The following is a 13,060-nucleotide window of genomic DNA, read 5'->3' on the forward strand; positions in this document are numbered from 1 at the left end:
AATAACTGAGCTTGTTTTAGGATTAGCGCGCCTGTAGTCTGCAAAGCAGGTGAGCATCATGGAGCTGATAGTATGAATATCATTCACTCTTCTGACTAAAAGATACTCATTCTTTTTACTAGTTGATAAATAGTGTAATTACTTTACCTATTGGAGTTATGATCACTTCCATTTTATTTTATCCCAGAAAATATGTTTACTAAGTGATTTTTAGCAAGTGGAGTCAATAAATTAAGTCATGACTTGATTTATTGACTCCACTTGCTTTCGACTTTTGTCTGCCATATGGCTAATTAATTTATATAACACATCGTCACTAAGGGCATGACAAGTAATTTTAACGTAGTAATCGATTATGCTTGATATATTAGGGAGTTAACATGAAGTTTGAACACTACCCACTTCACCCAGAGCAACAAGCCATTTATTTTGACCAGTGTCAGGATACTACTTCAACAAAATACACGCTTGGTTTATCTATAAACTTGCATGGGGTATTGGATAAAGACGCGTTATCAAAAGCAGTCTCTCAGGTAATTCAGTCGTTAGATTTTGCAGGGCTTCAGTTTACAATCATTGATAATGTACCCAAACAGTATAATGCACAACGATATCCTGAACTCGCTATTATTGACTTTAGTGAGGCATTAAGTCCTAGTCAGCAGCTTCAGACATGGCTAAAGAATGAAATATCACATGAATTTTCTTTAGAGCGTGGTGATTTAGTTCGAGTGGCGTTGTTAAGTGAGTCTGATCAGCGTCATGTTTTAGTGGTATTAGCACATCATATCGTCGTTGATGGTTATGGTATCATTAACTTTGTCAATAGTTTGGGGGACGCTTATGTTGCCAATGTGCAGTGTCTTGAGTGGGAGAATAATTGCCTAAAGTATTTGCCTTGTGTCATTGATAGTGAAGCTTATTGTAAGACGGAAGCCTACCAAAGAAGTGAGGCCTATTGGAAGAAAACAGTTCAATCTAACTATCCTAATGTTGAGTTGTTACCCTTAAAATATATGGGAAAATTCAATAAAGGAGTGGAAAAATACTGTTGTGCTATGCCAAGCTCTTTAAAAGAAGCCATGTATTCCACTTCAACTAGGTTGAATATCGGTGGACCTCTTGCACTGTGTTTGGCTGGATTAGCCCTTCATTTTTCTATTTATCAGCAGTCGTCTATTATTACACTTGGATCGATATTACATAAACGTAAAGGAAAAGATCAACGTAATGTTGTAGGAATGTTTGCAGGCGTATTACCATTTTATATTACCGTTGACCACTCAAAATCTTGTAGCGATCTAATCAAACACGTTGCTCAGGTCGTTAAACAAGTTTATCGTCATCAATATGTCTCCACCAGTCAGATTAAACATATGAGTGGTATTAATGAACGATTATTTGATGTGTTATTTTCCTATAATACATTTGCTTTAGATACTGATTTTAACAAATTATTATATCGGTTAGATGATATCTATACTGATGACGTAAACTGTCCGTTAAATATTAGAATATTGGATCATGGTGATTGTTTTGGACAACAATTAGCTATCACGTATCGTAAAGATTTTTTTGCACCGTTAGAAATCTCACTGTTAGCAAAAAGATTATTAAAAATTTGGACATTTATGACCGAAAATTCAGACAAATTGCTTGATGATATCAGCATTTGTTGTTTGGATGAGTATAAACAATTACTGAGTTGGTCTGTAAATCCCTTAGATACTGACAATATTCTTCCTGATTATGTGAAAAATAATATTGTCGAGAATAAAGTGTCGGATGAACAAGAAAAAATAATAAAAAAAGCGTTGGTTCAAGGGCATGGTGTAAATAATGAAAAGGCTCTGTTTGAGTATAAAACTGATTACTTAAATCACTGGTTGGAACATAACTCAGAGATAGTTCCGAATAACCCGGCTATGTTTTTTGACGGTAAGACTATTACTTACAAAGAGTTTAATGAACAGGCCAATCAGCTGGCTCATTACTTGGTAAATAAGGGTGTTAAGTCTAATGAGTTAGTGGGTATTTATCTCGAACGTTCTCCCGCCTTATTTATTGTAATGATGGCGGTATTAAAAACAGGGGCTGGTTATCTGCCGTTAAGTACAGCACTACCGGATGCGCGTTTGAAGTATATTATAAATGACAGCCAATGCCAGTGTATTATTTCAGAAAAAGCAATTTCACGTACACTTGATCGATTATTGCCAGACTGTCAAGATACTTCTGTTTGCATTATTGATGATGAGCTTTTTTATAAAAAGCTACAGGAATTACCTAAGAAAAATTTACAGCGTGAAAGACCCGTTCCCAGTGAGAATTATGCGTATGCTATTTATACCTCGGGTACAACGGGGCAACCAAAAGGTGTACTCGTTTCTCACGCTAATGTCATCAATCTTTTTCGGTCGGTGGAATATTTTAGTATTAATCCAAATAGTCGTGTTTTACAGTTTGCAGCAATAACATTTGATGCATCTGTACTTGAGTGGGGGGTAGCGTTTTACTCCGGAGCTTGTCTTTATTTGCTACCAAAGTCAGTCAATTATGATCCATGGCTATTAAATGAGCAAGTAAATCAATTAGGTATCACTCATGCTTTCTTAACACCAGGTTTATTACCTTCTTTGGATGTGAAGTATTGGAGTGGATTACAACAACTCTTTATTGGTGGAGAAGCGTGTAATATCCAGGTGGCTGAAGAATGGTCACAAAAAGTATCGTTAATCAATGTTTATGGTCCAACAGAAACTACAATATGTGCTACATTGGGTGCCTATCAAGCGGAGCAGCATAAACTACCTATTGGCAAGCCAATAAAGGGGTATTCTGCTTATGTGTTGGATAAGCAGCAACATTTATTGCCTCTGGGTGCTATAGGAGAGCTTTATATTGGTGGTAATGGTGTTACTTTGGGTTACCTTGGTCAACCGGAGCTGACCGCGAAAAAGTTTTGTTGGTTAAACCCATTTTCTGAAATATCAGCTTTTGATACTACTAAGCAGCGGTTGTATGCAACAGGTGACTTAGTGCGTTGGCTACCTGATGGCAATCTTGAATTTGTTGGAAGAACAGATGATCAAGTGAAAATTCGTGGTTTTAGAATAGAGCTAGGGGAAATTAAATGTAAACTTGAGCAACTTACAGGTGTTTGCCAGGCTGCTGTTAGCACAGAAGTTGAAGATGAGAGTCGTTGTATTATTGCATTTATAGTGTGTGAAACAGAAATAACAAAAAATGAAAGTCAGCAGGGAAAAATAGTTGATATCAAGGACGAATATAAAATTATTCAAGTCTTAAGGGAGCAATTACAGCAGAAGTTACCAGAGTATATGCTACCTTCAAAGTGGTATATTGTTGATAAGCTTCCGTTAAACGTGAATGGTAAAGTGGATTATCGGGCTTTGTCATTGATGGTAGAGAAAAAACAACGAGTATCACCGACTAATATGTGTGACCTGTTTTCGAATGATACTGAACGACGCATTGGTGAAATTTGGCAAATGCTATTACCACACCAGTCAGCGATGAAGACAACAGATAATTTTTTTCGTTTAGGTGGTCATTCATTACTGGTTATGAAAATGGTAGGTGCTATACGAAATATATTTTCGGTAGATCTTCCAGTAAGTCATGTTTTTGCAAATCCAAGCATTAAAGGTATTGCTGAAGAGATTCTTCGTGCTCAGAGTGAAGTGAATAGCAAAGAGGTCATGACATCAGCCGATAGAACTAAAAAACTTTATGCATCTTATGCACAACGGAGTTTATGGTTTCTTGATCACATGGAGCAGGGTAGTACGCATTATAATATGCCTGCGGCTTATCATATTCGAGGGTCGATTGATGATAATGCTTTAAATTATGCGCTGACTCAAATTATTACCCGCCATGAAACGCTGCGAACTCAGTTTGTGCTTGAACAGGGTGACGTTTTACAAACAATTTTGCCACCACCTCATGAAAATCTAATTCAGGTGGTTAACTTAGTCAGAGACTCTCACAACAAAAAAAATTGCACAGATAAACTGTGGAATGAAGTTAATAAACTTCGATATGAAGAAGTGTTTCAATCCTTTAATTTAACTGACGATCGCTATTTAGTTAGAGTTAAGCGGTTAGATCTTGGCGAAGAAAACGGCCATGTATTATTAATTACATTTCATCATATTGCCGCTGATGGTTGGTCTGTAGCACTCTTTATTCAAGAGCTACAGTTTTTTTATCAACAGTATTTTGAGAAGCATCCTGAACAACGTTTACCATTACCTTTTCAGTATGTGGATTATTCGGCCTGGCAGCGGCAGTGGCTTATGACGGATGATGCAAAAAAACAAGCAGATTATTGGCAGCAACAGCTTACTGATTTACCAAAGTTGCATCAGTTACCTCTTGATTACAGTCGGCCTGATCGTTTACAACATAAAGGAGGGTTGTTTCACGCAAAAGTATCACTCGAAAAACTAACACAGTTGCAACAACTATGCGAACAGCAGGGAGTCAGTGTATTTAGTGGTGTTTATGCGCTATTTACTGCATTTTTATATCGTTTTACCGGTGAACAGGATGTGGTTATGGGTACCCCTATGGCCAATCGTGATAACCCAGCATTTAGTGAGTTAATTGGTTATTTTGTTAATACTGTCGTTTTACGATGGCGAGTCAATGGGTGCCATACCTTTAATCAATTACTCAACGAATCAATGCAGGTTGTACAAGGGGCTTATACACATCAGCATTATCCTTTTGAACGTGTCGTTGAATTGATTCAACCTGAGCGTTCGTTAAGTTTTCACCCGCTATTTCAAATTATGTTAACGGTTGAAGATGATGAAAATACGACCTTTAGCTTGGGAGGTCAGCATGCTACAGCATTACCCTATCCAGAGTTACCTGCCAAGTTTGATTTAAGTTTGCAATTAACCAAAAATGCTGAAGGTGCGGATCTGCTGTGGGAATTTAATCGTGAGCTGTTTAGTGAAGGAACGATTGCACAATTTAATCAGTGCTTTTTACAGTTATTTCAACAATTGACGACAACTCCAGACCAAGCATTAGACCAATGCTTATTACACTCAGAAATTCAACAGCAGCAGTGGTTAACTCAACAGTTTGACCAATGGTTATTGACGTATCCAAAAACGATTTGCGACTTATTTAATTCACAGTGTCACGCTCAAAGTAATTATATTGCCGTACAAGCAGGTAATAATTCAATCACTTATTTGCAGTTACAAACTTGTGCTTTACGTTTAGCAGAGCAGTTGGTGGCTTGTGGTATTCAATCAGAAGACACTATTGGTGTATTAACGCATCACTCTATAGATTGGATCGTCGCTATGTTGGGTATTTGGTATGCTGGTGGGATTTATGTGCCACTTGATCCAAAGTACCCTGATGAACGATTACATTTTATATTACAAGATGCCGAAATTAAGCATATTATTTCAGAGCCTGCTTTAATGACTCGAGGACACCGTTTAATAACTTCGTCTGATGGCCTACTGAATACCAGCGATGCATTAACGGATTATGCTTTGATTAAATCTAAGGATGAAGTATGTGGTTTGATGAATAGTATTAAAACGCAGGAGCATATTAATATAAAACAGCTGGCCTATATTATTTATACGTCGGGTTCAACAGGTATACCTAAAGGTGTGTTGATTGAGCATCACTCTTTTGCTCGACATATACAGGAAATGATTGACTGGTATCAGCTCAATGGCACTGACCGTGTATTGGCCTTTGCCAATATTGGTTTTGATGCGTCATTAGAACAAGCATGGGAGGCACTTGGCGTTGGGGCTACGTTAGTCATGCGTGAGGAATCATTATGGTCGGCAGAGGCTTTTCGTCAGTGGCTGATCACTCATCAAATAACGCATATTGATATTCCTCCCGTTTATGCGCAGGAAGCATTTAGCCCTGTATTACAGGATATTGAGTTTTGGCAACGGCAAACTCGATTGGCTCGAATTGTTGTGGGCGGGGAGGCATTGAATGCTCATTTTGCACAACAGTGGGCTGCCAGTGTGGCAGTGAGTCATTGTGATTTGTTAAATGCCTATGGACCTACAGAAGCAACAATAGCTGCCAGTATTTATAAGGTACCAGCAGGCTTCAAGGGAGAAAATGTACCTATTGGCCAGGGCTTATCGCATGTACAGTTAGTGGTGCTGGATGGTCAGCAACGTGTTGTTCCTGAAGGGGCGGTTGGCGAATTGTATATTGGTGGAGAAGGGGTCGCGAGAGGTTATTTAAATCGTTCTTCTCTTAATGAGACAAGTTTTATTCATTATAGCTTTGCTGATAATAATAAGCTGCGTCTATATAGAACTGGGGATTTAGTCAGGGTATTAGCGGATGGCAATATCTGCTTTTTAGGTCGTGCAGATAATCAGGTCAAACTGCGTGGTTATCGAATTGAACTTGGGGAGATAGAGTCTGCGTTGACAGAGCAAGCAATGGTTAATCAGGCTTGTGTTGTGTTGCATGCGCCGAATACACCACAAGCGCAACTCGTGGCTTATATTATTCTTAATAATCCAGTTAAATGCGACGATAATCAAGCAGTGGATGTGGAAAAAACAGATGTCATCACTGCATTAAGAATGAAATTGGTTGAGCACTTACCAAGCTATATGGTTCCTGCTGCTTATATCATTATTGATGCTTTACCATTAACAGTTAATGGCAAAGTTGACCATCACTTATTACCAGATCCTAAACAGAGTGATTTCTATATTACCCAAGAATATACGGCACCTACCGACACATTAGAGATTTCACTGTGTGAGATTTGGCAGCAGTTGTTGGGACATAAGCAGTTAAGTATTACGGCTGACTTTTTTGAGCTTGGCGGACATTCAATGTTGGCGGTGAAAATGGTCTCAGAAATAAAGCAGCGCTTAAATGCACAAATCACCGTGCAAACTGTTTTTGCCTATCCCACCATACAACAGTTAGCACGTTATTTACACCTGCATACGCTGGATGAAGCGGGTGGACAGGTTATTAGCAAACAGGTAAATGAGCATTGTTTGAGTGTGGATAACGTTGTTGCTGATGACTGGTTATTGCGGGCTAAAAACCAGTTACGCCCAATAAATAAAATGGACAACAGTTTTTGTGTAGGAACATTAAAATATGCGTTATTAACGGGTGTTACTGGTTATGTTGGTGGTCATTTATTGCACCAGTTGTTAGTTCAAAATGATCATATACACTGCTATTGTTTGGTTCGTGCTGAAGATGAGTTCAGTGCTTTAGTTAGAATTAAAACACACTTACAGGACTATGGTTTATGGCAACCAGAATTTGTTGACCGAATTTCTGTTTTAGTAGGTGATTTATCGTCACCCAAACTAGGGTTGACGGATTTACAGTGGGATACGCTATCAAGTGAACTGGATTTAATTCTTCATAATGGTGCACATGTTAATCACTTATTACCCTACACGTGTCTGGAAGCGGCAAATGTTGGCTCAACATTTGAACTGCTATCTTTAGCTGTAAAACGTCCAGCATGTCGGTTTGTTTTTATTTCCACTTCAGGGGTATTCAATACGGCAGCCAAACACCCTTACAATGAATTATCTTCTATTTGTGAACAGCAACATGTACAAAATGGTGGGTATTTAGCCTCCAAATGGGTGGCAGAGCAGCTTGTTGAAGAAGCTTACTCTCAAGGTATGAATGTACAGCTAATACGCTTAGGAAGGGTTGGAACACCTGCTATACATCCACACTTGGGCAATACGACAGATGTTATTGCCCGCTATTTACAAAGTTGTTTAATGCTTAAATGTGTTCCTATGCTGTCTTTTACAGAGCATTTCATTCCTGTTGATTATACGGCAGCAGCTATAGTCACATTAAGCCAGCAAAGTGTTTCTGAACATGTTTTTCATTTACTAGGTTGCCAACAAATAGACTGGAATTCGCTTTTAGCTGATAAGCCGGGCTTGAAAACAATTAGTTTGGCTGAGTGGCAAGTTAAAGCAGAGGCGTGGATATCATCTGGAAAAGAGCTGCCTTTTGCACCCTACCTGTTTAGTGGGTTAATAGATGCTAAGGTTGATCAGGCTATAGAGGTCACCGAACAGCAGACGCAATGCTTATTACATCAGTTAGGCTTGCAACAACCCCTGCTGTCAAAAGAAGCACTATCTGCTTATCTAGAGGCTCAGTCTGTGGTTATTTCACAGAGAATGGCTTGCCACCAACAAGAAAATGAGTCAACCCATTATGCGACAGAGGAAATTGAAGAAGATCAGTTGTCTATGATTTAACATGAAGCTTTAAGGCGCTTCAATGCGCCTTGGCAAAATTGCTAAACCTTACTGGATACAGTAAGGTTGGTGCTATGTGGATATATAACAACTGCCTTTTTTAGTCTTTGGATAACAATGACCACTACAGCATTAGCCCCGATGAAAGTTCTTACCATTCCTGTTACACCTTTCCAGCAAAACTGTTCTTTAGTCATTTGTCAGCAGACAAAGCGTGCCGCGTTAATTGATCCTGGTGGTGATACAGATATTTTAAAACGAGCCGTTGACGAAACGGGGGCGGTTATCGAAAAATTGTTACTGACTCATGGACATTTGGACCATGTGGGAGGCACCGCCAGCCTAGCAGAGCACTATAATGTGCCGATTGAAGGGCCTCATGAAGCGGATCGTTTTTGGATTGATCAATTATCGATGCAAGCCTCAATGTTTGGTTTTCCACCTGTGAGGAGCTTCCAGCCTGATCGTTGGTTACAGCAAGGGGATGAAGTACAAGTAGGTGCACTGAAATTTCAAGTATTGCATTGTCCAGGACATTCGCCAGGCCATGTAGTCTTTTTTCAAGCGGAAAGCAAGCTGGCGTTTGTGGGAGATGTACTGTTTGCAGGGTCTATTGGACGAACTGATTTCGCTCAAGGCGACTTTGATACTTTAATCCATTCAATTAAATCTGTACTTTTCCCGTTGGGTGATGATGTAGAATTTATACCCGGTCATGGGCCCAACTCCACATTGGGAAGAGAACGTCGCACCAACCCTTTCGTGAGTGGTCAGTTTGGTTGAGCTGATACATCCTTTTTAATTAAGGTGCTCTTAACATGTTCTTTGAGGATAAGGGCACCTTGTCGCTACAGCATTTTGTGATTTCCCTTGATAAATAAGCAACTTTACTCACGTTAGTTCACGTTTTTGTATGTGAATGCTAGCCATCATGTCTATTTTTTGGAAACTTACCGTGGTTTAAATACCCTTTAGTCACTGATGCGGGGTTGTGTCAGTTTAGGGATGAAGAAGGGATTTAAAAACCCATAGTTCACGTAACAATACACGTAATAGTAGTAATCACGGATTCAAATGCATGATGGACTCAAATCCTGCCCTAGCGATTGCAGTTTTTGCACATAATGAAGCTGCTCGTATCACTACCTGCTTAGAAAGCATTCGTATCAGTATTATCAATTCACCACACAATGCGTTGCCTGAAGGGGCATACCAGTGTTATGTGCTGGCAAATGGTTGCACTGATAACACGGCACAGGTTGTTGCAGAGTATCAGCAGCAACATTCATGGGTAAATCTAGTGGATATCAAGGAAGGTGATAAATCAAATGCCTGGAATGTGTTTGTTCATGAAGTCGTGGCAGAGGCTGAAACTTACATTTTTTTGGATGGGGACTGTGAGGTCGTAGGCGATTCTCTATACCAGTTATATCAGTATCAAAAAGCGCATCCTAAAAAGAATGCACTGGCAGCGATACCAATGGATGTGGGACGGGGAACTAAGCAACAGACCATTACAATGATTACGCGTGGTGGTTTGGCAGGTAATTTATATGCATTACCACACCAGTTTGTGAAACGTGTGCGAGATGAAAATATCAAACTACCTGTGGGTACGATTGGTGAAGATAGCCTGGTTGGTGCACTAGCATGTTTTGATCTTGATTTAACAAGAGGCTGGGACAGAACGCGAATAGGTGTCTGTGAGTTGGCACGTTTTACATATAAACCAATGAATTGGCTATCCTGGCAGGAGTGGAAAGTATACTACCGGCGTAAACAGCGTTATAGCATTCGTCACTGGCAAAATAAAATGATAAAAGCCATTTTAACGACTAAAGGTCCACAATACTTACCTGAACATGTGAAGTTCATGTATCAACATTATTTGCAAGAAATACAGTTAAGTTGGCGTGGGCTCGATACTTACTTTGATATATTGGCCTGGCGAAAAATAAATAAGGAAACTTAGTATATAGAATGATTTTACTCAGGTTCCCGTTAATATGTCGTAATGATTAACAGCAAGGTTAGACTCTGATTTCTAAAAATGGTTGACTCGGTAATAAGAGTATCAACCATTTTTTTATGGTCAAAATAAATGTTTAGCATAAAAGGGTATGCTGAATCTATAAAAAAAACTAAAAGGATTTATTGAATAGACTACGCTTATAAAACTATTTCTGTTCATAAACTAATGTTTTTCTAAAGGCTGTTGCTGTGAAGAAAAATTCTATATTAATAGACCTTCAGGCACGATGTAATCACTACGGATATTGTTTGACTTTCACATTATGTGTTTATTTTTCTGGTGATGCTTATTGTAAGGCGAATCCCCTGACAGCCTGTCATACTTTACAAGCGACTTCTTCTTTTGTTGGTTCTGTGACCTTTATAAAACAGGGGGCGGATTGGGTTTTAATGCAAGGGGTGATTGATAGCTCTATTGTAAAAAAAGTTCAGGCATTAGTGAGTGATGAGTCAATAAAACTTATTGTGATGGGCTATGTACCAGGCTCAATTGATGATGAGGCGAATCGACAGGCTGGGGTAATCATAAGAAAGTCTGGTATTACACTGTGCGCAACTGCAAAGAGTACCATCATTTCAGGCGGCGTAGATTTTTTTCTCGCGGGCAAGCAGCGTTACATCCATTCTGACGCTCGATTGGGGGTGCATTCCTGGCAAGGTGTGAGTGGTAAACAAGGTTGGGAGTTTACTGCCGAGTCCTCTGAACATCAAAGTTTTTTAGCATATTATCAACGTTTAGGGATTAGTGAAGCCTTTTATTGGTTTACCTTGAATTTTCCTTTTGAAACCGTCTATTGGTTAGCACCTAGTGATATTTATTATTGGTCTATTGCAGAGATTATGTGATTCTTTATACCGCTGGCAATTTATTATAATTTGAGGGTAATGCCCATGAAATTCAGGTTATGGCAAATAAAAAAGCATTTTTTACATTATCTACTATGTCTTTTTTTATTTGGAGGAATAAATGTCAATGCGGCTGTGAGTGAAACAGTTGAACAAACACAGCAGAAGCAAGAGTCCATTAAGCAGTACTGTAATAAAGCGATGAAAAATATGAAGCATTACATGCCTAATATACTCGATAAAGCAAAAAAAAGAGCAGCAAAACAAGGTGTAGATTTAACAAAGGATAAACAAGTTCAACAGCTAACACTGGCTATTACTAATAGCAACGAGCTGCATAATATGACTTTAGACTGTCAAGCACGTTGGAAAAAATATCAACTTTCTGCAGTTTGTATGGCTGGTGCCGATAGTGAGTCAGCTTTTGCGTTGTGTATTCCCAAACTACCTGAGTAATAATACCTGATACCCTTCATAAATCATTTTTATGATTATTGCTAGCCTTTGACAATCAGGCTAGCCTCATTAAACAATGTTGTTGGTATAAAATGCTATATAAAAAGTGTCAGCAGGCATTTGAAAAGTTTTTCACGGATGTTTCTACTAAGTGATGTGAATCGTTGTTTTGATGGAATGTATTCAGCGAGCTTATAAAGTGCTGATTGAGTACGGTATTAGGACGTAATGTTTGTAGATGATGTATTGCTTCATCAAGCGTGTTAAAACGATCAATTGCTAGCCAATAAGCAATAATCATGGCAGCACTACGAGAGTAACCAAGTGCACAATGGACTAAAACTTGATAGCCCTGTTGTTGGTAATGACGAATAAATTGAGTGGCCTGGATGTATTGTTCATTATTAGGTGGGGTAAGGTCCATGATGGCGATGGATAAATAAGGTACTTGTGGATTTATAAGTTGAAAATGCTCACTATACTCACTTGCTAAGTCAATCATTGCTAGAGGTTTCAGTGCTGATAAAGCATTTAAATCTCTTGTATTCAGTTTTCGACCAATGGCTAATTGAGTATCTACAATTTGATAAGCGGGTTGATTTTTTGTGTACCAAAACCATGAAAGTAAAGCGCCTAAGTGATAGGGAAAAAGTAACCAGCGAGCTGCTGGTTGAAGTTTACCTCGATTTTTTTGAAAAATATTTGCACCCAATCCAGCATAGCCAAGACTAATAATCAGTAGCGAGCAAGCAGGCCATAAAAAAATAAGTGTGGCTGGAGGATTGATAAAAGAAAGTCCTACACACAAACATGCCGACAAACCATAAATGATACTATAGCGCGAATTGATCAATCCTTGCCATTGCCAAAAAGATGAACTATTTCGGCTAGTCAGGTGGGATTGCTGATTTTCGTTGTTGATGGTTGGAAACAGGTAGCAGCTTAGCCAACCTAGTGCTAGCCCAGTAGGAATATCAATAAAATGATGCTGATAGGTGAATAAAACAGAGACAATAATTAAACTAAACCAAATATGGATTATAAACTTAAAAAGGCGATTACAAAGGGGGAGATAGTGCAGCCAGAGAATAACTAATAATGCAATATGCAGTGAAGGTGCCTGATTATAAGGTTGATCAAAGGCATACAATAAGTTAAATAAGTCACCTAATAAGCCATTAACTTCTGGTCGTGAAAAGGCAAACTGTAGAGGGTAAATTAAAAAACAAAGTACCGCGACTAAAATAGCAAATCCTAAACGTCTGGTCAGAACAGCGAGAGCTTGCGTTGATTTACAACAAAAAAGTGATAAGGCAAAAAACAGGTCGATGCTCCAATAAGGAATAATCATCCAGGGGATGACGGGAATTGACATTTCCCACTCAAAGTATATTGAGGGTACAGGAGCTCGTAGAAAAGTTATA

6 protein-coding genes are annotated in these 13,060 nt (G+C 38.8%); 5 read left to right on the plus strand and 1 reads right to left on the minus strand.

Annotated features, from left to right (window positions below; translation table 11 throughout):
* Positions 1-380 precede the first annotated feature (380 nt).
* The 5 genes from ACQ96U_RS01950 to ACQ96U_RS01970 all read left to right on the plus strand — a co-directional run bounded on the left by ACQ96U_RS01950 (position 381) and on the right by ACQ96U_RS01970 (position 11,636).
* A complete protein-coding gene (locus ACQ96U_RS01950; protein ID WP_431719543.1) occupies positions 381-8,303 on the plus strand; it encodes an amino acid adenylation domain-containing protein in 7,923 nt (2,640 codons plus the stop codon).
* Positions 8,304-8,444: 141 nt separating this feature from the next.
* Positions 8,445-9,086: an MBL fold metallo-hydrolase gene (locus ACQ96U_RS01955; protein ID WP_431720124.1), complete on the plus strand. Its 642-nt coding sequence runs from the start codon at positions 8,445-8,447 to the stop codon at positions 9,084-9,086.
* 295 nt (positions 9,087-9,381) lie between these two features.
* Entirely contained in the window at positions 9,382-10,275 is an 894-nt protein-coding gene (locus ACQ96U_RS01960) for a glycosyltransferase (RefSeq protein ID WP_431719544.1), read from the plus strand.
* A gap of 248 nt (positions 10,276-10,523) precedes the next feature.
* Positions 10,524-11,180, plus strand: a complete 657-nt coding sequence (locus ACQ96U_RS01965; RefSeq protein ID WP_431719545.1) for a hypothetical protein — start codon at positions 10,524-10,526, stop codon at positions 11,178-11,180.
* 45 nt (positions 11,181-11,225) lie between these two features.
* Positions 11,226-11,636: a hypothetical protein gene (locus ACQ96U_RS01970; RefSeq protein ID WP_431719546.1), complete on the plus strand. Its 411-nt coding sequence runs from the start codon at positions 11,226-11,228 to the stop codon at positions 11,634-11,636.
* 109 nt (positions 11,637-11,745) lie between these two features.
* Here ACQ96U_RS01970 and ACQ96U_RS01975 read toward each other — a convergent pair whose 3' ends face one another.
* Positions 11,746-13,011, minus strand: coding sequence for a dual specificity protein phosphatase family protein (locus ACQ96U_RS01975; protein WP_431719547.1), 1,266 nt, complete (start codon positions 13,009-13,011; stop codon positions 11,746-11,748).
* Positions 13,012-13,060: the final 49 nt, after the last annotated feature.

It is taken from the genome of Zooshikella sp. RANM57, assembly GCF_050749885.1.
Lineage (GTDB): Bacteria > Pseudomonadota > Gammaproteobacteria > Pseudomonadales > Zooshikellaceae > Zooshikella.

What these genes read in the sequence shown, in the direction of transcription:
- ACQ96U_RS01960 (WP_431719544.1), top strand. Translation starts at nt 9,382, where the DNA reads ATGATGGACTCAAATCCTGCCCTAGCGATTGCAGTTTTTGCACATAAT.
- ACQ96U_RS01975 (WP_431719547.1), bottom strand. Translation starts at nt 13,011, where the DNA reads ATGTCAATTCCCGTCATCCCCTGGATGATTATTCCTTATTGGAGCATC.
- ACQ96U_RS01950 (WP_431719543.1), top strand. Translation starts at nt 381, where the DNA reads ATGAAGTTTGAACACTACCCACTTCACCCAGAGCAACAAGCCATTTAT.
- ACQ96U_RS01955 (WP_431720124.1), top strand. Translation starts at nt 8,445, where the DNA reads ATGAAAGTTCTTACCATTCCTGTTACACCTTTCCAGCAAAACTGTTCT.
- ACQ96U_RS01970 (WP_431719546.1), top strand. Translation starts at nt 11,226, where the DNA reads ATGAAATTCAGGTTATGGCAAATAAAAAAGCATTTTTTACATTATCTA.